The 25,552-nt window shown below is 25.9% G+C and carries 19 protein-coding genes and 2 pseudogenes; 7 read left to right on the top strand and 14 right to left on the bottom strand.

The window, feature by feature from the left end; genetic code table 4:
- Positions 1-63 precede the first annotated feature (63 nt).
- Positions 64-2,205, bottom strand: a complete 2,142-nt coding sequence (locus C6B38_RS08620) for an ATP-dependent Clp protease ATP-binding subunit (protein ID WP_105299315.1) — start codon at positions 2,203-2,205, stop codon at positions 64-66.
- Between the two features lie 189 nt (positions 2,206-2,394).
- Here C6B38_RS08620 and C6B38_RS08615 point away from each other — a divergent pair, with 189 nt between their 5' ends.
- Entirely contained in the window at positions 2,395-3,258 is an 864-nt protein-coding gene (locus C6B38_RS08615; RefSeq protein ID WP_105299314.1) for a Cof-type HAD-IIB family hydrolase, read from the top strand.
- A gap of 276 nt (positions 3,259-3,534) precedes the next feature.
- Positions 3,535-4,722, top strand: coding sequence for a hypothetical protein (locus C6B38_RS08610; protein ID WP_105299313.1), 1,188 nt, complete (start codon positions 3,535-3,537; stop codon positions 4,720-4,722).
- Between the two features lie 92 nt (positions 4,723-4,814).
- Here the strand turns inward: C6B38_RS08610 and C6B38_RS12480 are convergent, their stop codons facing one another.
- The 3 genes from C6B38_RS12480 to C6B38_RS08600 all read right to left on the bottom strand — a co-directional run bounded on the left by C6B38_RS12480 (position 4,815) and on the right by C6B38_RS08600 (position 7,254).
- Complete coding sequence (locus C6B38_RS12480) at positions 4,815-4,895, bottom strand: IS3 family transposase (RefSeq protein ID WP_443028761.1); 81 nt, start codon at positions 4,893-4,895, stop codon at positions 4,815-4,817.
- Positions 4,896-5,574: 679 nt separating this feature from the next.
- Entirely contained in the window at positions 5,575-6,459 is an 885-nt protein-coding gene (locus C6B38_RS08605) for a hypothetical protein (protein WP_233485715.1), read from the bottom strand.
- Between the two features lie 525 nt (positions 6,460-6,984).
- A complete protein-coding gene (locus tag C6B38_RS08600; protein ID WP_004027825.1) occupies positions 6,985-7,254 on the bottom strand; it encodes a hypothetical protein in 270 nt (89 codons plus the stop codon).
- A 226-nt stretch (positions 7,255-7,480) separates the two neighbouring features.
- Between C6B38_RS08600 and C6B38_RS10430 the strand changes: the two genes are divergently transcribed.
- A complete protein-coding gene (locus tag C6B38_RS10430; RefSeq protein WP_162475944.1) occupies positions 7,481-7,627 on the top strand; it encodes a lipoprotein in 147 nt (48 codons plus the stop codon).
- 209 nt (positions 7,628-7,836) lie between these two features.
- Here C6B38_RS10430 and C6B38_RS08595 read toward each other — a convergent pair whose 3' ends face one another.
- From C6B38_RS08595 to C6B38_RS08585, 3 genes and pseudogenes are all read right to left on the bottom strand, one after another.
- Complete coding sequence (locus tag C6B38_RS08595; protein ID WP_105299312.1) at positions 7,837-8,628, bottom strand: aldo/keto reductase family protein; 792 nt, start codon at positions 8,626-8,628, stop codon at positions 7,837-7,839.
- Positions 8,629-8,654: 26 nt separating this feature from the next.
- Positions 8,655-9,628: pseudogene (locus C6B38_RS08590) on the bottom strand (fructose-bisphosphatase class II).
- A 90-nt stretch (positions 9,629-9,718) separates the two neighbouring features.
- Positions 9,719-10,879 carry a hypothetical protein gene (locus C6B38_RS08585; protein WP_105299311.1) on the bottom strand — a complete coding sequence of 387 codons (1,161 nt, stop codon included), beginning with the start codon at positions 10,877-10,879 and terminating at the stop codon, positions 9,719-9,721.
- A 619-nt stretch (positions 10,880-11,498) separates the two neighbouring features.
- On the opposite strand from C6B38_RS08585, the gene C6B38_RS11655 reads away from it, so the two are divergent.
- The 3 genes from C6B38_RS11655 to C6B38_RS08575 are packed head-to-tail and all read left to right on the top strand — an operon-like array spanning position 11,499 to position 13,067.
- Positions 11,499-11,714, top strand: coding sequence for a hypothetical protein (locus C6B38_RS11655; protein WP_233485714.1), 216 nt, complete (start codon positions 11,499-11,501; stop codon positions 11,712-11,714).
- Positions 11,701-12,492, top strand: coding sequence for a hypothetical protein (locus C6B38_RS08580; protein ID WP_233485713.1), 792 nt, complete (start codon positions 11,701-11,703; stop codon positions 12,490-12,492). Before C6B38_RS11655 ends, C6B38_RS08580 begins: the two co-directional genes overlap by 14 nt.
- 32 nt (positions 12,493-12,524) lie before the next feature.
- Positions 12,525-13,067, top strand: a complete 543-nt coding sequence (locus tag C6B38_RS08575; RefSeq protein WP_105299310.1) for a hypothetical protein — start codon at positions 12,525-12,527, stop codon at positions 13,065-13,067.
- Positions 13,068-13,203: 136 nt separating this feature from the next.
- On the opposite strand, the gene C6B38_RS11650 is transcribed toward C6B38_RS08575, so the two are convergent.
- The 4 genes from C6B38_RS11650 to pepF all read right to left on the bottom strand — a co-directional run bounded on the left by C6B38_RS11650 (position 13,204) and on the right by pepF (position 17,992).
- On the bottom strand, positions 13,204-14,307 hold the full coding sequence (locus C6B38_RS11650) for a hypothetical protein (protein ID WP_233485712.1): 1,104 nt from the start codon (positions 14,305-14,307) through the stop codon (positions 13,204-13,206).
- A 191-nt stretch (positions 14,308-14,498) separates the two neighbouring features.
- Entirely contained in the window at positions 14,499-15,158 is a 660-nt protein-coding gene (locus tag C6B38_RS11645) for a hypothetical protein (RefSeq protein WP_233485711.1), read from the bottom strand.
- 190 nt (positions 15,159-15,348) lie between these two features.
- A complete protein-coding gene (locus C6B38_RS08565; protein WP_233485710.1) occupies positions 15,349-15,732 on the bottom strand; it encodes a hypothetical protein in 384 nt (127 codons plus the stop codon).
- Between the two features lie 463 nt (positions 15,733-16,195).
- Entirely contained in the window at positions 16,196-17,992 is a 1,797-nt protein-coding gene (gene pepF / locus C6B38_RS08560) for an oligoendopeptidase F (RefSeq protein ID WP_105299309.1), read from the bottom strand.
- Positions 17,993-18,122: 130 nt separating this feature from the next.
- On the opposite strand from pepF, the gene C6B38_RS08555 reads away from it, so the two are divergent.
- Positions 18,123-19,475: a M17 family metallopeptidase gene (locus C6B38_RS08555; protein WP_105299308.1), complete on the top strand. Its 1,353-nt coding sequence runs from the start codon at positions 18,123-18,125 to the stop codon at positions 19,473-19,475.
- Between the two features lie 69 nt (positions 19,476-19,544).
- Here C6B38_RS08555 and mgtA read toward each other — a convergent pair whose 3' ends face one another.
- From mgtA to C6B38_RS08540, 3 genes and pseudogenes are all read right to left on the bottom strand, one after another.
- Positions 19,545-22,277, bottom strand: a complete 2,733-nt coding sequence (gene mgtA, locus C6B38_RS08550; protein WP_105299307.1) for a magnesium-translocating P-type ATPase — start codon at positions 22,275-22,277, stop codon at positions 19,545-19,547.
- Between the two features lie 457 nt (positions 22,278-22,734).
- Entirely contained in the window at positions 22,735-24,300 is a 1,566-nt protein-coding gene (locus C6B38_RS08545; protein ID WP_105299306.1) for an APC family permease, read from the bottom strand.
- 199 nt (positions 24,301-24,499) lie between these two features.
- A pseudogene (locus tag C6B38_RS08540) lies at positions 24,500-25,429 on the bottom strand (HAD-IC family P-type ATPase); the annotation flags it as partial.
- Positions 25,430-25,552: the final 123 nt, after the last annotated feature.

The following is a 25,552-nucleotide window of genomic DNA, read 5'->3' as shown; positions in this document are numbered from 1 at the left end:
CAATTAACACTAAATAGTGCTAACACTTAATATTATAAATTTATCATTTAAAGAATGCAAGTGCTAATTTAATTTTGTGCTATTCTTAATAACCATTTCGTTTTTAACAACATCAATTGTATAAGATTTACCCTCTTGAACTTCTTCTGAAATAATGGCATGAGCAATTAAAGATTCAAGATTTTGTTGAATATATCGTTTAATTGGCCGTGCTCCAAATTCACGATCATATCCTTCGTTTAAAATTTTTTCTAATACTTTTTCAGAATAACTAATACGAATGTTTTTACTATTTTCAATTCGTTGTGTTAATTCAGATAATTCTTTTTCAATAATTTCTTTAATAACATCTTTTGACAAAGCATTAAAGGTTACAACATTATCAATGCGATTTAAAAACTCTGGTTTAAATTTTCTAGCTAATTCTTTTTGAATTAATAAACCAACTCCTTCATTATTTTCATTTAATAAATATTCTGATCCAATATTAGAAGTCATAATAATAATTGTATTTTTAAAATCAACGGTTTTACCTAATGAATCAGTTAAACGACCATCTTCTAAAATTTGTAATAAAATATTCAAAATATCAGGATGTGCTTTTTCAATTTCGTCAAATAAAACAATTGAATATGGACTTCGGCGAACAGCCTCTGTTAATTGTCCCCCCTGTTCATGACCAACATAGCCTGGCGGCGCCCCAATTAATTTACTTACTGAATGTTTTTCCATATATTCAGACATATCTAATCGTACCATTTGTTTTTCTGAATTGAAAAGAACATATGCTAAGCTACGGGCAACTTCTGTTTTTCCAACTCCAGTTGGCCCTAAAAATAAGAAACTACCAATTGGTTTATTTGGATCTTTAATTCCACTTCGACTACGAATAATTGCATCGGCAACTACTTGAATTGCCTCATTTTGCCCTCGAACACGGCGACGTAAAATCTTACTTAAATTCAATAATTTTGCTTTTTCTGTTTCTACTAAACGTTCAACTGGAATACCAGTTCATTTTCCAACAATTGCTGCAATCTCACGTTCAGTTACATCTTCTTTCAAAAGGTGTGAACCTGAAGCTTGTTTTTCTTGTTCATTTAATTGTTTTTCTAGTTTTGGTAATAAAGCATATTGAATTTCACCAGCACGATTAAAATCACCACTTAATTGAGCTTGATCTAATTCTTTTTTTAACTGTTCAACTTGTGACTTTAGGTTTTTTAATTTAGTAATACTTTCTTTTTCCGAATTTCATTGAATATCTAATTTTTGTTGTTTTGTTTTTAATGGTTTTAATTCATTTTCAATATCAACTAACCGTTCATTAGATGCCTTATCAGTTTCTTTTTGTAAAGCTGCTTTTTCAATTTCTAACTGAACAATCCGACGATTCAAATTATCTAATTCTGTTGGAACTGACGCAATTTCTGTTTTAATTGTTGCTGAAGCTTCGTCAATTAAGTCAATTGCTTTATCTGGTAAAAATCGATCAGTAATATATCGTGATGATAAATTAACTGATGCAACTAAAGCATTATCATGAATTTTAACGCCATGAAAGGTTTCAAATCGTTCTTTTAAACCGCGTAAAATTGAAATACTTTCATCAATGGTTGATTCACTAACAACTACTTTTTGGAAGCGACGCTCTAAGGCAGCATCTTTTTCAATATATAAACGATGTTCATCTAAAGTTGTTGCACCGATACAATGCAACTCACCACGTGCTAACATTGGTTTTAACAAGTTACTAGCATCCATACTGCCTTGTGTCTTCCCAGCTCCCACAATTAAATGTAATTCATCAATAAATAAAATAATATCACCATTTGATTCTTTAGTCTTATTTAAGACAGCTTTTAAACGTTCTTCAAATTCACCTTGAAATTTAGCACCAGCAATTAAGGCTCCCATATCTAATTCATAAATTGTTTTATTTTTCAAATTACTAGGAATATCACCTTTAAAAATTCGCTGTGCTAGCCCTTCAACAATCGCTGTTTTCCCAACCCCGGGTTCACCAATTAAGACAGGATTATTTTTTGTTCTTCGTGACAAAATTCGAATTACTCGATTAATTTCATCTTCACGTCCAATAATTGGATCTAATTTTCCAGCAAGAGCTTCTTTATTAAGATTTTTGGCAAATTTTTCAAGAACTTTTGGATCTTTACCTGGTTCATATTGTTGTGTTAAATCCATACTTTTGCCTCCTTTAATTTTTAGCACTCTCTGTTATTGTTTGCTAATTTTACAATTATATATTATCATACTAATTAGCAAAGTCAATTAAATACTGCTAAATTTTAAAAATAATATAAATATAAAAATATTAGATATAATAAGAGATATAGGGGTTAGAAACATAATTATTTTTTAGAAAGGAGTCCCATGAAATTACAACACCTAAATAAAAAACGTTTAATTCTAATTGATTTAGATGGTACAACATTAATGAATGATGGCAAAACAATCCATCCAAAAACACAAGATGTTATCAAAGAAACTGTTAAAGCTGGGCATAAAGTATGTATTACAACTGGTCGTCCTCATCGAGCAAGTATTCGCTTTTATCGTGAATTAGGGCTAGACACCTTATTAACAAACTTTGATGGTGGCCATATTCATGACCCATTGAAACGAGAGTTTAAGCGTTTAGTTTTTTCAATTTCTTATGATGTTATTATGAGTATTATCAACCATCCTGATGTTAAAAATATTGTTGCAAATGTCTTAATTGAACATTATGATAAAGCAATTTGTTGAAAAAAAGATGAAGCAATTGAAAATTACTTTCATCTTGATGATGTTGCTGATGATGAATATTTTATTGCCAATCCTTACACTGTTTGAAAAGGTCCAGCTAGTAATATGGCCTTATATTTAAACAATGCTAATGAAAAAGACCAAATTTTACGAATTTTTGAAAACTTTAAAAACTCTGTCAAAGTTAACATCGGTCATTATAGCAGCGGTCAAACTCAAACAATGATTAATATCACAAATAAACTTGTTTCAAAAGGATTTGCAGCTAATATCTTAGCACAATATTATAATGTTGATATTCGTGATGTTATTGCCTTTGGTGATGAAATGAACGATTTAGAACTATTACAAAATGTTGGTTATGGAATCGCAATGAAAAATGGCAATGATAATTTAAAAACTAACGCTCGAGGAATTACGCACTTGACTAATGATGAAGGCGGCGTTGGTGATTATTTACAAAAATTATTAAATGGAGAAAATGTTTAAAAACATTTCTTTTTTTTTATTTTTAAAACAATTAAAAAATATTTTCATTTTTTTAATGCTAAAATACAATTACTAAATTAAAAAATGATTTAGGCTGTTATATTAATTAAATTAAAATTGGAAGTATTGAATACTATAAAAATAATAAATATTTTCATAATAAAATTTTATAATAACACCTATATCATTTTTGTTTCTATGGAAATAATTCATTATCTTTACTTTTTTAAAAATAATTTTAATTAATATAGCAAAAGAAGGAAGCAGAAAAATTATATGAAAAAATTATTAAGTGCCTTAACAATGTCAACAGCTATTTTTAATGGAATAGGTGCAATTACTGCTGTTATGTTTAATAATGAAGTTTCGACAAACTTTATTAATAATGAAAATAAATATGCTAAATTAATAAAAATTAATAAAGAAACAGTCCAATTTATTGGTTTTGATGATAAAGGTAATAGTTTTATGGGTACTAAAAATGAACTTTATCATTTAAAATATAAGAAAACAAAAAAACAAAAAATTAATGGAATTAATGAATTAACTAAAACAATTACTTTTTATAAAAATATTACTTACATTGGAACTAAAAAATGTGCTTATATCTTAAACAATGGTGAAACAACCGCCACTAAAATAAGTGGTCTTGATCTTGTAAGCGTTCATTTATTAGAAATTGCTGAAAATCATAATGTATATTTTGCCACAAATTATGGTCTCTATGTTTTAAAACATGGTGAAACAACCGCCACTAAAATAAATAACGTTAATGAAAATGTTTGAACAATTAAAATCATTAACAATGATGTTTATTTTGGAACTGATTTTGGTGATTATGTATTAAAAGATGGCGCAACAAATCCAAAGCAGATAAATGAAGTACGAGGAAAAATCTCATTAATAGCAACTGCAAATAATGAACTTTATCTTGCCGGCAAAAATGATATGATTTATCATTTAAAAAATAAAGAAATAAATACTATAGAATTAAATACAATTACAGAAAAAGGTATAATAAAAATTTATTTTGATAAAATTAATGATAATATTTATATTCAACAATATTTTAATGATATTTATTTATTAATAGATAAAAACAAAATAATGAAAGAAAAAATTTTTGAAAAATGATATAAATTTTTAGCACCCGATATTTTAAAAGTTAAATTAAGTTTTTATCAAGTTGAAGAAATAGTAAATAAATTTGAAAAGAAACAGAAACCAGACTTTATGGCATGATTAAATACAACTATTAAAAATATCCCGGAAGCAGATCATTCTGGTGCAGGAGGTTCAATTACAAACGATAATATTAAAATTATTTCTAATTTAATATATGAACACTATTCTGATTTTCATACAAAATATCAACAAATGAAAGAAAATAATGAATTAGTTTTATCAACAACAACTAACTGTTATTGAGACGAAAGTGACCTATATATTATTAGAAACCTTTAGTCATGAACTAAATTATTTTGTAACCTTTGTAAATAAAAATCAACTTTTGCTAAACATCTAAAATAACATCAACATAAAAAATAAAAATTTAGTTAGGATTGAGTTATTCTATATTCAATAGGACTCAATCCTTTTAATTTCCTTTGTAGTTTAATTTCATTATAAAATTTAATATATTTAGAATCATTTGATATACATATTCTTTGTTTCTAAAAAGACATTTTAATGTTTCAAAAATTTAACTTTAAAAATTCCAAATCAAAACTTTGTATAATCATTATCGGGTGAAAAACTTCTTTGTGACATTGAAATTGTTATTCCTATTTTTCCACAAGTTTATCCAATGAAATCCTTAGTCAATTTGTAGAATTTATGTTTTACGTTTTCTAGAACCTTTAAATACTTTGTACAATAATACAATTGTATAAATATTAAATAACTCATAAATTTTTTATACTTATTCTTTATGTTTAGGGATAAGTACTTTAACAATTTTTTAAATTGTTTTGCATATTTATATAATTCTTTTTTTCTTAACTCTAATAGTTTATTGGTAACAAAACGCTTCCTCCTATTTACATTTTTGTCTTGTGTTTCGTGACCTTATTCTAACTTTCTTTACTTTTTAATTATATGTTTTAATTCATAAATAAATGGGATCTTGTCAAACATTATATTCTCTTAAAAGTAATTTTACTAGTTTTCCACTTTTGTATAAATTAATAAAATTTAGCTTAAATTCTTTGTTGCTTTGTTTTTCTATATAAAAAGAACATCTTTTTAATAAAGTTTTAACATAATTTTTTATTTTTTATGTTGACGTTATTTTAGATGTTCAACAAAAGTTGATTTTTAATTTAAACAATAATAATTTTTAAAATAAGTAGTATAAAATTCATTTAAAATCTCTCAATTAAGTCCTTTTTGTTCATCTGGTGTTAACATTCACTGAGCAAATCCTTCAGCAAATAATTCATCATTATTAATAGTTCGTCCATAACCAGATTGAATAAATGCTCAAGCTGCTAATTGTTGCTGAAACGGAGCATTATTGCTAATTCCAACTTGGTGCCCCAAATATTGAACTAATAAATCACCCGGATTAGTAATAAATGTACGAATGTTTAATCTATCACTACTAGATTCACAAATACATTGGCCAGTATCAGCATTAATATTATGATTAAAATAAATTCGATCAGGGGGTCAAACTAATGCATAATTTGCGATGGCATGTCCTATTTCATGAATAATTGTTGAAATATTATCTGATGTTGAATGAAAACCAATTTCATATTGTTTTTTGTTTACATGTTCTTGTAATGTTCGACCACTAATAATCATACATTGGGCTAAATAATGACCATTCTTTTTCAGTTTTGTTACTGCTAAAGGCTTATTATCATTACTTTCATTACTTTTAATAATATCATTATTAAATTTAATACTATATCATAATTTTTGAAAAATTGAAAAACTATAAATATTAACCAATAAATTAGCAAAAGTAATTAAACTATTAATAAATAATTTTTGTTTATCAGCAGCAGCAACCATCTCTGCAAATTGATAAGAATAAAACTTATTATTTGTTACTCCATGCACAATATCAGCAATTGTTTGAAAATAGTTAAATTTTCTCTTTTCATTAAAATTATTAATTGCCATTTGGCTTGCTCGATAAGTCATATTATTTTCACAACAATGAATAAATGCAAAATCTTCATCAGTTAACAATATCTTTTTTTAAATTTATGATTAAAAGATTGGAATGTTCCTTCCATTAATTGGTTATTATTTGAATTAGATAAATTTATTTTTTTCTTTACTATGATTACGATATAATAAGCAATCACTATGTTTAGCATAGTCAATGTGATTATTGCCTTTTAAAACACAACAGAATAAACCTACAATAGAACATATGATTATTAAAATAGTTACTAAAATAATAATTATTGTAATATTTTGATTTTTTTCATAACCTTTCTCCTTAAATAAAATTAATTTTGATAGGTATAAAAATATTTTTTCATAATTTAAAGTTAATAAAATATTACATCGCACTAGAGCATTATAACAAAATATTATTTAAATTAAAAATTAAATTCATTTAATTCTAAAGAGAAAAACATCCGTGGGGTACGGATGTTAAAATATTAATACTAACAAGATGATTATGGCTATTAGGATCTCTCTAATAACCAACTTGATAATATCATTACCTTATTAGAAACTATTTTTTAGTTTAATAAAATTTTATTAATTATTATCATCTTCAGTTAAATCTTTTATTTTCTTTTTATCAATTTTAATTCAATTAGACGCTTGTTTTTCCTGATTTAATTGTAGTCAAATTTTATAATTTGGATCTTTCGGGTTATTAGCCGCTTGTCGTAATTTTAACTTTTGTTCAAGGGTTAAATGTCTAAAATCAAAAGTTTTTTCTTTACTTAAAGATTGGGGAGAATCAATTGATGCCTTAACTTTTTTAGCTGTAGCTAGAATCTCAGCCATTGTTTTTTCTGCCATTTTTTACCTCCATTTTGGAACTATTTATCTATTTTTATATTATTATAACATTTTTTAAGTCTTGATTACCATTGTAAATTTTAGCATAGATTTTTAAAAATATACTATTTTTAAAAATCTATCAAATTATTTTTATAATTATAAATTTAATTTACAAATAATTTGATAAAAACAAAAATTACTTTTGATTTTATTATTTTTAGAAAGGAGGGTCCATTTTAAATCTATGAAAAGATTATTTAGTATTTTAGGTGCAATTGGAATATTTAACACATCAGCAGCAAGTTTAACGGCTTGTAAAAAACCAGAGCAAACTCAAAATACTGCAAAAGATGAAAAAGAAGATAAAACAAATACAAATGACAAAAATTAAATCCTTCACTAAGGAAAAATGTTACAATCCTTTAAAATAAAAAACTTTTTAATAAAAAACGAAAAAAACACTAATAATTACAAATAATAATTGATTTAAAAATTCTTTCAATTTTTTGCACAAAGAAAGAATATAATAAATTTATAACAAAAAAACAATAATTTATATTATTGTTTTTTATTAGTTTATAAAAACAATAATATTTTGTATTAAAACCTATCAAATGTTTCAGGATAAATATTATCATACATATTAAGACTCTGCAAGATTTGAATTGTTTTTTTAGTTAATCTAATCTTTTCACTCTGCTTGTTTTCTTGAATATGACGCAATAGTTCTGCTTTAACAATTGGTTGAATACTAAAGTATTGGATTCAAGCTAAAATTAATTGAGCAACAGTACAATTATATTTTTTAGCTTCTGTAACCAAAGTTTGATTTTCCAATGTATTAGCAATCGGAGAATATGCTTGCACCAAAATGTTTTTATTTTGACAATATTGCACACGATCTCATCGTTGATTAAAAAGATTAAATTCAATTTGGTTTAAATTTGGATAGACACCCGTTTCTTCAAACAATATTTCAATCATATCCTTATCAAAATTACTTACACCAACAACATTAATTAACCCTTTTGCCTTGCATTGCAATAATTCAACATAGGCTTTAATGGTTTTATAAAAATTTAAATTTGGACGATGAATTAAAACAATATCTAAATAAGTAACATTTAATCGTTTTAAAGATTCTAGAACAGCATTAGTAGTATTCCCTACTTCAACATCATCACATCAAATTTTTGTTTCAATAATAATATCTTCTCGTCTTTGATTATTAGAATTTAAATATTTTTTAATTGCTAGCCCAACAATTTCTTCGTTTTGATAAACCTTAGCAGTATCAATAATTTTATAACCATTTTGTAAAGCATTAATAATCGCTTCTTCTTTTTTTAAAAATAAAGTTCCAAATGCAATTTTCTCTAAGCGAAATGGCATTGCTCTAACCTCCTCTAAATTATTTACTATATTATTTTAATAACTCTTCAACATTTTATTGGATATTTTGATATAATTTGATGATAAATATTATTATAGTCAATAAAAGAATGGACCACATATTCTTTGTTAACGATTTGTAATGGTTTTAAAACTGTTCCACCTGTTAAACTAGCGGCAAAAAACATTGCTTGTTTATCAGCAACTAAATCTTGTTCAGAAAAAATTGTGTTATAACTAATTTTTTTCTGTTCTAAACCTTGTTGTTCAATTTTCATTCGTAATGCTGTTTCTTTTTCATTTGGTCAAATTTGCTCATAACGAATTAAACGCGCAAACATTTTATAATTAGTTGCAATTGCTAATGCACTCATTAGAACTCCTTCTGGGGCACCCCCAATTCCATACAAAAAATCAGCCTTTTTTAAAACAACATCAATTGCTCCTAATACATCTCCTTCATTAATTAATTCAACTTTAATGCCTAATTGCCGCATTGTTTTTTTATTTTCTGATGACGGGGTTTATTTAAAATAATACATGACAAATTTTGTTTAATCTTTAATAAAGCTAATAAAATTGCTTCAATTGGTTGATTAAAATCAACTGTTACAGCTAAGTTTTGTGATAAAAACAATTTTTCCATATACATTTCTGGAATTTGTAACATTGTATTATTTTTAGCAATAGCAATAGATGAAATTGAACCCGGTTCATTTTTACTAGCCGGTATTGTCCCTTCAATTGGGTCAACTGCAATATCAATTGTAATTTCTTGTTGATGTGAAAAAGTTTGCACTTGATATAACATTGGTGCTGCATCAAGTTCACCTTCACCAATTGCAATTTTTGCCTTAACATCATTACTTGTTAATATTTTATTAATAAAATCAACTGCTTTTTGGTCTAACATATTTTTATCATTTTTACCAACCAATTCATATGAAACAATCACAGCTAACTGGACCGCACGTAAAAATAAAAGACTATTTGTTTCCATTGTTCATTCCTTTGCTTGCTAATAATATTTAATCATATAATTTCCAAAATAAAAATGTAAAATAACTTACATTTTTATTTTTTATTAACCTTATTTTGTACTTTGTTTCGGAATCTTGCCAAATAATTCATGAAAGGCCCGCTTTCATCCAACTTTACTAGCATGAACTAAAAACTCATTGCTAGAAATAATAAAAGTACAAAAGACAATTGGAATAACATAAACCCAATAATATCATGTTGGTTCTGAAATCTTATTTGGAACATGTGCGGCAATAAAAATATATTGGAAAATTGGTGTTCAAAAAAACATTAATAATTGGGTTGAAGTTGTATAGGTTGGCCCAGACATTACTAAACATGCATAATATAACATTCGAGAACTACCCATAATAATTCCTCCAGCAAGTATAATTAATGCATAATCATAATATTGAAAATTAGCAAAAATTTTATAACCATCTCAAAAACTTTGATGGGAAAAAAATACAGCAACTGGTGTTCCTAATAATAACATTAATATCGCTGAAGAACTTGTTTTAATTGAAACTGTTTCATGATTTGTAAATTTAATTTTTGAAGAACTCATTAAATGTGACATTCCTAATGCTTCCATTGCGTAAAAACCAGCTGTCACTAGCGCTAAACACATTCCTCCAATGGATGACCAAGCTAATCCTTCTTCAATTGCAAAATGAATTGACATTCCTAAAATTAAACATGTAGAAATTGCTAAAGCAGTCCATGTGTATTTACTTTGACGAGCACGAAAGAAAATAGTAATTCCAACTGCCGCTAAAATAACATTTAAATTTAACAATAATCCTGGAACAGTTCCATCTGTCCCACCTTGGTGATTAATTGTTAATAAAACTGATAATTGAAAAAATACCATTGCAACTGGGCCACCTAAATAACCATATAAAACAATTAATCAAGTTTCTTTGTGACGAAGTAATTTTAAAAAATTAATAAAATTTTTTGGTTTATAAAAAATAAACATCAGAAAAGTTGCCATTATTTCTTGAACTGTCACATAAAAAGTGACATTAATTGGCGCCGCTAAATTACCATATGGTCCTTTTTCTGGAATAATATATAGAATTAATGGCACAATAGAGTACCCAACTGCAGAAATTAATCCATACATAATTCCCAAAATAATGCGGCGTTTTGTACGAATAGTATCTAATTCATTTTTTACATTTTTTTCTTTTTGTAGTAGTTGATCTGTGTTAACCTGATCTGCCATATTTATATTTCCCTAATCCATTCTTTTTTACTATAATTTATTTTTCTTTAAAAAATATTAATTATATCTTACACTAAACATAAAAAAAGTTAAACTTTTTTAACCTTTTTTATATAACTTTGTAAATTGTAAATGCAAGTGCAACAAATCTATTAATTTATAAGACCACAAAATAAAATTTATTTAGGATTGAGTCCTGTTGAATACAGAATAACTCAATTCTTTTAATATGCTTTATGGTTTAATTTCTCTACACAGATTCTTTATTTTTAAAAATACGCTTTCTCCTTACTGTTTTTTCTTACTTGCATCAAGATTTATTTTTGCATTTTTTAAGATATCGTTCATTGTTAATGGTTCATGTCTAAAGTTGCATCTGAAATTAGTGCTATTTCATCATTGCTGTCAGTTAAATGGAACAAACCGATTCTTATTATTTGAATTTAACTCATTCCATTCCTTTTATTGGTTGAAATTCAGAATAATTCATTTATTGTATTATAAAATTAGTCTTAGTTCCAATTATTCCTTCTCATTCAACCGTGATTTGTTCAAAGGTACTAGGGGACTTTTTTTAAGTATAATTATGAGTATCACACAAAAGGAAGGTGACAATTAGATGAAATGGTTATTAACACTTTTTAGTGTTTTTGTTTTAGGTTTTGATAGTAGTTTAGGTGTTGTTAGTTGTACAGCGCAAGCAAAACATGAGCCTGATGACAACGATGAGTTAGATCACAATCAAGATCTTGAAATTTTAAATCAAATAAAAAAGGAAGCAAAGCAAACTTTATCAACATGATGGCAAACAAAAACAATGATTGACATTAATTAAGGAATATCCAGAGCAAATATCATCATTTAAAGAACTAGTCACACAAGTAAAAACAAAAAATGATGGCTCATTAACTTTAACGAGCATAGCAATTAGTAAATATCGTTTTTTAAATCAGTTGCTTATTGGTTTTAAAGCAGAGTTTAATAATTTGAATCAACATTTACAAAATCGATATTCAAATTATTATGTTGATACAATGCCATTATTCTTAGGAGAAAATGACATTTCATTTAATTTATATAATATTAATTTTGATAAGATAGCAAAACTATTAGCAGATACTCCCCAAGCAGTATTAGGAATTACACTCCAAGTTAATATTGCTTATGAAGTGCGCTTTAAAGGATTACCAACGGAGGATAACATTCAAGTTTCAATAACTACAACAAATGATTCCGAAGTTCTAAATAATATTCAAGATAAAGTTGAAAACTATTTTGTTAATTTTCTTGATACTATTTTTAAAGCTAAAAACTATCGAATTATATCGAAGCAATTTAATATTAAGACGGATATTGTTTGACCAATAATTAGCAAAGAATTAAACGACAGGAATATTTCGTTTCAACATAATATTCAATTTCCTTTACTACGGACAACAAATTTATCTGATATTTATTCCTTTAAATATTTGGACCTTAACTCGTCTGTTTTAGCGTGGGGCGGTGAGGGTTATGACCCACAGCAATTAACATGGCAAAATTTTCTTTCATTTTATAAAAAAATTTTATTAATTTTGAAAATCTTCAAGTTGAAGATGGTGATTATATTTTAAAAAAACTAACATGGTTTATTCCACAAAATTTTATGATTGAAAATTTATTATTTAAAAATAATTTATCTAAGATAAATTTAAAAGAAAAAATTTATTTCACGATATTAAAAACGCAATTTAACCAACAATTAGAAGAATTTGCGAAAGTAACAATGGATTTTTGACATTATTATCAATTAGAAACATATAATAATGGTAATCTTGTTTTTAAGCTAAACCAATACCTATTTAATCACCTATTGTCATATTTTAAAAATAACATTATTGATTTCATGTATATATTTGAGTTTCTTTTTAATAGTTATCAAAGGTCATTACAAAAATCAACATTTTGAGACGTTTATAAAAGTTATTCTTCCATATTTTACAATGCTAATTGGATTAAAAATCAAAAATATTTGATATTAGAAATAAAAAATATTAAAGAGATAAGTACGAATATTTGAAACTTTGGTTATCATGGTTTAGGATATGCTTTTTGAATTATTAGACCCCAATCTAATAAAGAGAATAGTGGTTATGACAATAATGGCAGATGATTTTTATCACGAAAAATAGAATTTAAACTTATTTAAATTTTTAGGAAAAATTTAATTAAATATGTAAATTATAAATAACATTAATCTAAGCAAATCATTATAATCAATTTTCCCTAAATAAAAAATGCATCTTAAAAGAGATGCATTTTTTATCATTATTTTAAATTATTTTTTAAAGCAAATTTAAATCTTTTAATGTTCTAGTACCTAATATATCACTAATTATAGCTAATATTATAAATTTTAAAATAAAATTATCTCTTACTGGTAATAATGGAGTTATGTCATCTTCAATTTCAATATCTTCATGTTGACAAAAATATTCTTGACTACAACTCATTGGTTCATATTCTTGACTTACTCTTGAAATTAGCTCTTTTATAGTTTTAAATGGTTTTTTCATATTTTTATACATTTTTTTCCAAAGACTTTTATTTGCTATTTCTTTACTACTAAAATATTGATTAATTGTATCTCGCAATGAAGTTGAAACACTTTGTCTATTATGAAAGTAGTTATTAATTTCATTTTTTAATCCTGCCTCAATTCTTTCTCTTCTATTAAAATTTTTTTCAATTTCATTTTTTAATAATGCCCATTCACCCTCGGGACTCTCAAGATATTTATCAATCTCACTTATTATTGAAGGAAGGATAGACTCTTCAAATTCATTTGAGTTTTTATCTTGTTGTGCTCCTTTCTCATCTAAATAATTATCAATTTTATTTAAAACTGAAGAAGTTCCACTTGTTGAAGGTTTTGATTCTGTAGCTAATGCCTTATTTACTGCTATTGTTAACAATTTTGGTAATTCTTCATTTAAATTGGATTGTGTCATACCACTCGTTGAAGGAGTAGTCATATCCGGATTTTCTGTTGTTTGTCTTTTTTTCCCAAATTCATCATGTATTTTTGCTATTATTTTAACTTGACTATTTTGTATCTTTCTTCCATTAATTTTTTTTCATTCAACAATATCATTATTACTATCCACGATTTCATTGTAAGATTTAAAATAATCACGTTGTCAATAACCATCTTCATATCCAATATACGAAGTTATTCGAATTGATTCATTATTTTTTAATCTTAACGAACTATTATAATAATAACTAAAATTTTCTCAAATTAAATAAGCAAAAGAATTTAACTCTTTTAAATTAAGTTTATATTTAAAATCATTATATGAAGGAGGAAAGACTGAAAATATGGTTGTTAATTTATTAATAAAATCATATTTATCATTAATAAAAAAAGTGTATTTATTCTTTCTCAAATAATCTTGTTAATTTTAATTTTTGTTCTTGTTGACCATTCAACAACATTGTCTTTTCCAATACATTGATCATTATCATATCTATATTTTTCTTGGAGACCTGTATTCAATTCTTGCTGTAAGGTAAAGTTATCTTCATTATTTTTTAGCTCTGTTGCTTCACCAATAATCTGATTATATTTTCAAGGGTTTTATTGATCACAATAATAATATGTATATCCAGAATACGAATTAATTTTTACAGCTTGATAATTAAACTCTAAATTAAGAAATAAGTTATAATAATAATAATAATAATAAGGAAAATTTTCTCAAATTAAATAAGCAAAAGAATTTATGTCATTATCTGTAATTGAGCTTCATCATGCACTATAATCTTCTTTATGAAAACTAGCAATTCCATTTTTTAATTTAATTATAAAATCTTCTTTTAAATTTAGCATAAATAAAAGAACTATTTCCATTCAAGTATTAGTTGTTATTGTTAACTTTAATAAATCTGGTGCTAAAAATTTATAATATTTTTCAAGAACATTTTTTTGAAAAGAAGGCTGGTCTACAGTTAATAATTTAGGCATTACTTTTGGTACTAACACCGCCAATTCTTTATCTAATTCTAACTGCATAATAGCGCGTGCTGAAGAAGGCACTATTTCAAATTTTTCTATTGTTTTTTCTGGTTTTGTTAATTTTTGATCATCATATTCATTTAAACCAATAATTTGATTTATTTTTGTTTTTTCTAATTGTTTGTTATTAGTTATATGTTCATATGAGTTGTTAGCAACTGCAAGAGACATCCCATTCATTGCAATTGTTGTTGTACTTATTAAACATAATATTTTTTTCATTTATGTTTTCCTTTCATTTTTTTATTATAGATTTAATATTTTCATAGTTAATTCCTTGGTTATAATATCATAGACCAAGAAAAAAACTAAACTTTAAAATACTTTTATAAAGTATCTCAAATGTTTAGTCCTTATTTTGTTTTATTAACACATTGTAATTTAATTGATAAGTTGCTTTTAAATAATATAATTAAGAAATTATAATTTTAAAGTAAAATTTTGTTTGTGTCTTAGTTCACCCCAAGAAGGTTGAATTAGCAGCAGTGGCTTTAGCTGTTAGTTTAACATTAATAGTATTATTAACATATTCAAAATCTAAAAATAATTCACCATATGCTATAGCATATGTCTCTTTATCAGCAGTTGTATATCAAATATTACCAATATTTTTTCTTTTTAACTTTGTCTTGTTTACTAAAGGTATTCCTGATACTATTTTACCCGAAGAATCAAATGAAAATAAATTTATTCAACCATTACTATTTTGTGAGTCAAAACTAGTTCCTTCTGCTCATCCTTCATAACTATTTAATAATCCTTTTATTTGAAATAATGAGTATTTATTTTTAGGCAATAATTTTTTGGTTCAAAATAATACATTTTCATTAGAATTTATTCTTGCAAAACCTTCAACTTTAGTTACAGGTGTTTTTAATTCAATTTTTTCACAAATAATATGTTCTTTACTTATATTATTTTTTCATTTTTTAATATTATTTTTCCTTTCTAAAATTTAATAATCAATTTAATGCTTAAAGTATTGATAATATTTTATAAAAAAATATTAAAAACAAAATAAAATTAATTTTTATCAAATTATTTGTAGGTTAAATAAATAATTTTAAAAATAATTTGACAAAATATTTTTTATTTTTAAGTATGTAAATTGTAAATCCAAGTGCAATAAATCTATTAATTTATACGGCCACAAAATAAAATAATGTTTCCTTTCCAATAAAAAATCAACTCCTTTCTGAGTTGATTTGTTGCACTTCATATTACAATTTACAATATAAAAAATTTTCTTTTAATTAATGTTAATTTAATAATTGAGTAAGATTATCAATCATTTCTGTTAATTTTGTAATTAAGCCATTATAAACATTAGCATCAGTATAATCAATTCCAATATCTTTTAAAATTGCTAATGGTTCTTTACGACCACCTTGTTTTAAAAAGTTTAATAAATATTCTGGATGGCCATTAATGACATCATTATAAAGTTTGAAAGATGCTACAATACATGTTGCATATTTATAAACATAATATGGTGAATGAAAGAAATGTAAAATTCGCGGTCAACTATATGATTTTTGTTGTAACTCATGTTTATCAAAAGCAGTATAACCAAATTCATTAGATTTTTGTTCAAAAAGATTTGCTAACTTATCAGCATCTAAGGGCTCATTATTTTCAACCATTTTATGTGCAGCTCATTCAAAATCAGCAAAATGAATTTGATGAAAGAAAGTTGCCATAATTTCATCAATTCGATTTTGTAATAAATAAATTTTTTCTTTTTTACTCTCAGCATGTTTATATAAATAATCAAATAATAAGTGCTCATTAACTGTTGAAGCAACCTCTGCTAAAATAATTGGATAACTATTTAATGGATATTTATTGTTTAAATCTGCTAATAATGTGTGAACAGAATGACCAGCTTCATGTGCTAATGTGTTAACTGAACCAATTGTATCATCTCAATTCATTAAAATAATTGGTTCAACTCCTGAACCACCAGATGAATAAGCACCACTACGTTTATTAGTATCTTCAAAGTAATCAATACGGTGATCACTTCAAGCCAATTCTAATTGTGTTAAATATTCATTCCCTAATGGTTGTAAAGATTCACGTATCATTTTTTTTGCATCTTCAACAGTATATTTCTTATCTAATGATGCAATGTTTGTAACTAATTTCAAACTGCGATCAGTTGAATAAAACTTTTTAAATTTAAAATGTTTTTTTAATAACTCATTATATTGAACAAATAAATGACTATTTTCACGACCATATTTAATTAAACTTGCATAAATTTCTTCAGATACATCGTCATTATTTAATGATGCTTGTAAAGTATTTTTATAACCACGTAAACTAACAGACTCAACACTATGTTGAATAATTCCCTCATAAATTCGTGCAAAAGAATGTTTTTTATCAACTAAATGTTCAGAAAACAATTGTGCTGTTTTAATTCGAAATTCTTGCTCCCCCAATGGATCAGATTTTTCCATAATTTCACTATATACACTATTTGTTAATTCTGTTTTTGTTCCTTGATAATCAATAAAAGTTGGCTTTTTATCAGCATATGCTAATAAATCGTATAATTCATAAGCTACGCCTCGTGACCGTGTTACTAAAGCTAAAATTTCTTCATCACGTTCTGATAAAACATACTTTGCATTTTTAAAAAACTTACGATAACTATATTCATATGCACTTAAGGCAGAATCTTCTTTAATTCATGTCATAATTGTTTTTTCACCAATTGCTTTTAATTCTGGAGCAACAAAAGCTAATTGACTTGAAATTTGACTTAAAGTGTTTGAATAAATTCCCGCTAATTCTTGATATGATAAATCAGTTGTGTCAATATCACCCATATTCAGATATTGTCCCATTTTATTTGCAATTAAATCAATTTCTTCATCTAAAAAAATATATTTTTTAAAAACAGTTATTTGATTTAATTTTCCTTTAAAAGTAATAATTTCTTCTAATTTTTTTACAATTTTGGCTAAATCTTTTTTTCATGCCGCATGATTAGGATATAAATGACTAAAATCTCATTTATATTGTGCTGGTGCTTCATTTCGTTTCATTATTTTCTCCTCTTTCTTCTAAATTTATCTTTTTATATTATAACGGAAAACAAAATATTTTTATTGTTATTCTAGATAATGTTATAATATTTTGTATATAATTATCTATATAGAAAGAAGGAATTTTATAATGGTATTATTAAATGATAAAAAACAAGATTTAACACTAAAAGCAGTTTTTAAAGGCGACGAAATTAATCCATTAGTTGTCCAAGAAAACGGTGCAACAACTTTAATTTCAGAGCAAAAAACAATCTATGCTTATTTTGAAAAAGCATTAACTTTTAAAAATGCTGAAGATTTTATAAAAAATTTTATGCAAACAATTAAATATAGTTTAAACATTGATGTTAACACTTTCAAAAAAGGTGCTGAAGCAAATAGTCATATTTTTAAAGCTCTAGTTGAAGGAACATTATATGCTTTAAATGATAATTATAATTTAAAAACAGATAAAAAAGAAAAACCAGTTTATACAATTAATTTAATTCATGAGTGTGAAAAAGTGCCTGCTATTTTTAAAGAAATTCAAATTAAAATGGAATTTGTTAATTTTGCTCGTATGTTACAAGATACACCACCAAATTTAATGTATCCAGAAATTTTTGCTGAAAAAATTACAGCAATGGCAAAAGGAATCCCAAATTTAAAAGTAACAGTTTTAGATAAAAAAGAAATTGAAAAAGAAAAAATGGGTTTACTTTTAGCTGTTAATGCTGGAAGCTATTTAGAACCACGAGTTGTTGTCTTAGAATATTTAGGCAATAGTAATAAAAAAGAAAAAGTTGGTTTAATAGGAAAAGGAATTACCTTCGATAGTGGTGGATATAATTTGAAGCCATCAAACGCATTAACTGGAATGAAATTCGATATGTCAGGAGCAGCTATTGTTTGTTCAACAGTATTAGCTTTAGCAAAAGCTCAAGTTAAAACAAATATTGCTGCCGTGGCTTGTTTAACAGAAAATCGAATTGGAGGAAAAGCAACTTTAACTGAATCAGTTATTACTTCAATGAACGGAAAAACTGTTCAAATTGATAATACTGATGCTGAAGGAAGATTAGTTCTAGCTGATGGTATTACTTATGCTATTCGTAAATTAAATGTGGATAAATTAATTGAAGCTTCAACATTAACTGGTGCCATTCTAGTAGCATTAGGAAAATGATTAACTGGTGTTTTTACTAATAATGATGCTTGATATGATCAATTTGCACAAGCAGCTACTAATGCCCATGAAGGAATTTGAAGAATGCCAATTTTAGAAGAACATACTGCTGTAATGCGTAAAACACCAATTGCTGATCTAACAAATGCTGAAAGTTCACGCTTTGCTGGTAGTTCAACTGCTGCTGCATTTTTATGTGAATTTGTAGAAGAAAAACCATATATTCATTTAGATATCGCTGGAACAGCCGATACTAAAGATGGGCGTGGAACTGGAGTAATGATTAAAACATTATTTGAATTGTTTAAAAAATAATTTTAAACATCTTGCTTTTGCAAGATGTTTTTTTATTTTGTATTAAAAATAGATTTACTAAAAGTAAATCTATAGTCATCGCTTAAAAATTTTAATATATAAATTTTTGACTCCTTGACTCATTAAACAATATACAATCACTAATGCCGTAAAGAAAGCAAAGTACATTGCAGGTAATGGTACTAAACTTAGTTTTGGTCCTAATAATGTAAATGGCAAGGTAATTCCAATCAAAATAACGACAATGCTGGATACCAATAATTGTCATGATGGCATTGATTGAAAGAACGGAATTTTTCTTGTTCGATACATTTGTACAATTAAAGTTTGTGTCACTAATCCTTCAACAAATCAACCTGTTTGAAATAAAGTAATTTGTTCAGCAGTAATATGCTGCGGATTGGCAAGAACCCCAAAATAATACCCCATAACAACAAAAGTTAAAACATCAAAAATTGAGGAGACAGGTCCATTAACAAAAACAAACGGTAAAATATCCTTTGTTGTTCAAGTTTGTGGTTTTGATAAAAAGTCCACATCAACCTTATCAAATGCTACTGCCAATTGGGATACATCATATAATAAATTTTGAAATAAAATTTGAATTGGCATCATTGGATGAAATGGTAATCATACTGAAGCAATTAAAATACTCAAAACATTTCCAAAGTTCGAAGCAATTGTAATCTTAATATATTTTAAAATATTTCCAAAAGTTTGTCGTCCTTGAATAATTCCCTTTTCCATAACTAGTAAGGACTTTTCTAATAAAATAATATCTGATGCTTCTTTTGCAATATCAGTTGCATTATCAACAGATATTGCAACATCACTTTGGCGCAGAACAGGTGCATCATTAATTCCATCACCCATAAAACCAACAACATGTTGGTTTTGTTTTAAAGCTGTAATAATTTTTGCTTTTTGTAATGGGTTTAATTTAACAAAAATATTATTTTGCTCAACAACATCACGGAGTTCAAATTCACTTAATTTTTCAATATAATCGCCAGTTATAACACCACGAATTTTTAAATGAACTCGATCACAAATTGCTCTTGTTACTTGCTCATTATCCCCCGTTAAAATTTTTAACTGTACCCCGTTTTTTCGCAATAATTGAATCATTTTTTCTGCAGAAGGTTTTGGTTTATCAAGAAAAGAAACAAAACCATAAAAAATTAAATTTTTCTCATCTTTTGTTGAATAATAAGTATCGGCATCATGGCCATGGTTATATGCTAATCCAATAACTCTTAGTCCTTCACTGTTCATTCGCTCTGCTGTTGCAAAAATCATTCGTAAATGTTCTTCTGTTATTTTTTCAACTTTTCCTTTATATTCAATTCTTGTACAATTTTTAATAATTTCTTCAATTGCCCCTTTGCAAATTAAAGTATGATGCTTGTCTTTCCCTGAAACAACAACTGTTAATTTCCGTCGATTAAAATCAAACGGAATTTCATCAATTTTTTGATAATCATCCTTAAAACTAGATAAATGATGATTATCAATATAATGAATGATTGCTTTATCTAAAGGATTTTTTAATCCTGTTTGAAAATAACTATTTAAATATAAATATGTTAATAAACGATCATCTTTTTTATTATCTAACAACTGATAATCAACCAATTCGATCTTATCATTTGTTAATGTTCCTGTTTTATCCGTACATAAAATATCAATTGCTCCTAAATTTTGAATTGCTTCTAATTTTTTAACAACAACTTTGGCTTTACTCATTCGACTTGCACCACGTGCAAGATTAGAAGTCACAATCATTGACAGCATTTCAGGCGTTAAACCAACTGCAACTGAAATAGCAAATAATAAGGCAGATAACCAATCATTTTTTGTAATTCCATTAATAACAAAAACAATTGGTACCATTACAAACATAAACGACAATAGTAGTCAGGTTGTTCTTTTAATTCCACGATTAAAACTATTTTCTGGTGGTTTAGCTTGTAATGTTTTTGAAATTGTCGCATAATATGTTTCTGGTCCTACACCAATAACAACTGCAATTGCACTCCCTGAAACAACACTTGTCCCCGTATAACAAATATTTTCTAATTCTAATAAACTTGCTTTATGGCGATTATAACTAGCATGTTTTTCAACAGGTAATGATTCACCAGTTAAACTTGATTGATTAATAAAAAGTTCATTACTTCATAATATACGAACATCAGCAGGAACCATATCTCCACTTGATAAATAAATTAAATCACCTGGCACTAATTCATGAATTTCTAATTCTTTTGCTTCTCGAATTAAACTAGTATTATTTTTAACTGACACTTCAGAAACTTTTTCATCATCTTCTAATCGAATTACTGTAATTGTGTTACTAACTAAATCTGTTAGTTTTTTCGTGACGAAAAAACTACGTATATCTTGAACATATGCAATTGTAGTACTAATAATAATCATAATAGCAATAATAATAACTCCAATAACTTCAAAACTATCACCACCTAAAGCAAAATAACTAATTATATTATAGGTCGCAATTAAAGCCAAAACAATGTTAAAAGGATTTAACAATACTTTTAAAAAATGTTTAAATCAATGAAATTTCATTTTTTCTTGCGAATTATCGCCATATTTTTTACCCATTTCTTCTGCTTCATCATAAGTTAGACCAAAATTCTTAAGTTCAAAATGTTCCAAAATTTCGCTTTGAGAAAACTGGGAAATTTGTTTAATCTCATCAGTTTTTAAAAAACCAATTTCTTTTTTTCGTCCCTTAAACTCTTTATTATTTCCCTTAAATTTAGTTATTATTTTTGCCATCCCAAGACCCCTTTCTTAAAAAATATTTTTACCTAAATTATAAATTTAGGACTTTTAACACATATATTAGCATTTTATAAATCAAATAAGACTTAAAGTAATAAAATTCCTAAATCAATAATATTTTTTATCCTTTTTAAATAATTTCACCTAAACCTCTCATAATTTTATCCTTATGTTAATTATAGCGAAAATAATTTAAATAAAACATAATTAATTAATAAATAAAAATACATTAAAATTTTTAGTACTCTTATTTTTAATAAACTAATTATAAAAATTTGCATTAAACTTGCTAAATTATCATCCGAACTTACATAACCTATTATTTTTCCTTAAAAAGTTAGTTTTTTTATTAAATAAATATTCTTTCTTTTTTAATATAACTTTAAATTAAAACTACTTTATATAATAGTAAAATCTAAAATTAATAAACTATCCTCATCATTTAATAAAATTATGTTTTATCCTTCTCTTTTGTTTCTGAACTTTCTACTAAATTTTTTTTAAAATCTTTCTTAGAGTCTTGCTCATTAAATTGCATTGGCATAGTTAATTTTTTATTAATTGTATCATTATCTTTCATTCATATTCCAAATCATGGCAAAACTAAAATTAACAGTAATAATACAATTGCTAAAATAGGGTCAGTTTTTTCTGGCATTACAATAGCATTTAAAAAATATGAATAAATGTTATAACCAATAATAGCAATAATACAAATAACACTAATAATTGCAGCTGGAAGAAAATATCAATTTTTAATTGTTGTAATCCGTTGATGATAGCGATTTCATATTCGCAAGCCAATAATTGTCCCATACATCAGAAATGCCATCACAACACCAGCATTGCTAATAAAATCATAAAAATTATAAGTTTCTTTTGCAAAAATAGTTGGAATTCCCATAATTAATCCTCACACTAGTGTAATCATAACTGATGCTAAAAAAATTGCAAAATTAATACTATATTTTTTCATAATTTTATTTCATAACTTTGCACCAATAATAAAATTATCTTCAATTGAGGAATGGCTTAGTTTAACTAAAGAAAAACTATATCCATTTAAAGTTCCAAAAGCACTAATTAAAATAAAGAAGAAAATAATTCGTTCAAAAATTTTATTAACAACAGGATTATTAAAAATTTTTCCAGCCGCAGCAGCAACACTTCCTCGAGCATCTAAATTTAAAGTTCCAATTGAAACAAGTAAATAAAGAATTGTTACTGATGCTAATCCTAATACTAAAGCTAATGGAATATTTCGTTCTGGTTTTTTAACATCCTTTTGAATATATGTTGTTGATAAAAAACCATCAAATGAAAACAAAATCCCTGGTAAAGTCATTAAAATCATTTCAAATCCAGTTTTATTAAGAACTAATTTATATTTATCAAGATCACCTAAACCACTTTTGCTTAATACATTAGGGTCATTGTTAAAAAAGAACATTCCAATTAACCCAACTAAAATTAATGGAATTAATTTTAAAACAACGGTTACCATTTGAATATATTTCCCTGTTTTTTCTAAATAAGTACAAATATAAATTAACAGGACAGTATAAATAACTGAAAAACTAGTTAAAATTAATTGATAATTCGCATAACCACCAACTTTTTCACTAAATGCAATTTCTGCCATTAAACCACCACCAAAGGCTCAGATTGAAGCTTTTGTTGTATAATACGCAACAGTGAAAGTTGTTAACGGAATATAAATATGGTTCATAGCGTTCCTCACTACGCGGCCAAACCATTTTCCCCCGAACATTTTTGCATACAAAGCAATACCTGAATTTGAATCTTGTTTTGCTGAAGAAATTTCCATAAATGATAATCCAAACGAAAGAGCCATTAGACCACCAATTATCCAAGCAATTAAACCTAGAATTCCATTCCCATTAGTTAAACCATACACCCCTTCGTTTTTAAAAAAGATTCCTGTTCCAATAACTGTCCCAACAACCATACAAAAGCACATAAAAAATCCATATTTTTGTACTGTTTTTTTCTGCATAACTTCACCTCATCATTCTTATTAATTTTTATTGTTTTTTTAAAACTATGAAAATTTAAATAATACTTAGTATATTATTTCATAATCAAAATTTTAACATAAATCTAATTATTATTTTAACATTAAAATAATAATTATTAAAATTAAAAGGAATGTTTATTTTTCACAACCATTCCTTTTACCTCTTTTTAAAATTATTTTATAATCAACTTTTTGTTACTTTAATATAAGCAACTTTTGATAATTGAGCAGTGATACAATACGCTCCAATAATTCCCAAGAAAATTGGAATATATACTAATGGTGGCGCTGTCATTGGAAAGACATTGTTCAATGCATATGGAATTAAGAATCCTAATAGTACAACAATTCCTGTCGCAACATTAATTGGTCAAGTTGGTTTTGATTGAATAAATGGAATTTGTTTTGTTCTAAACATTAACATTACAACTGTTTGAGTAATTAATCCTTCAATAAATCAACCCGATTGAAAAATTGCAACATGATAAGCAGCATCTGCTGAAGTTGGATCAACATTATATGCATTAAAAACACCAAAGCCATACCCTAAAATAATAAAGGTTATTACATCAAAAACACTGCTAATTGGGCCGTTAACAAAAGTAAATGATAACATGCCTTTTGTACGTCAACGCTGTGATTGCAATAAGAAATCTTTATCAACGCGATCAAATACGACTGCAAATTGTAATGCCATTGTTATTTTAATATACTTTAAAATATTTCCAAATGTTAAACGCCCTTGTTCAATTCCTTGTTCAATTACATCTAATGATTTTTCTAATAAAATAATATCTGATGCTTCCTTAGCAACATCAGTTGCATTATTAACTGAAATTGCAATATCACTTTGTCGTAATACTGGTACATCATTAATACCATCACCCATAAAACAAACAACATGATTATTAGCTTTTAACAAACTAATAATTCGTGATTTTTCGGTTGGATTTAATTTGACAAAAACATTATTAATTTCAACTGCACGTTTTAATTCATAATCAGTTAATTTATCTAACTCTTCACCAGAAATAATTCCTTTAATTTTCATTCCTACGCGTTCACAAATTGAACGCGTTACAGCAGCATTATCTCCTGTTAAAATTTTTGGTAGTATATATTATTTTGAGGTTTTTAATAAAATTAAGTAATTAGAAACAAATTATGTCTCGCTTATGAATAAATGATAATAAAATTTATAAAAAATTCAACTTTTTTAAAAATTATATTT

This window comes from Spiroplasma sp. ChiS, from assembly GCF_002968355.1.
Classification (GTDB): domain Bacteria; phylum Bacillota_I; class Bacilli_A; order Mycoplasmatales; family Mycoplasmataceae; genus Spiroplasma; species Spiroplasma citri.
The sequence above is the reverse complement of the archived record's forward strand: the minus strand, read 5'-3'. Positions and strand labels throughout refer to the sequence as shown.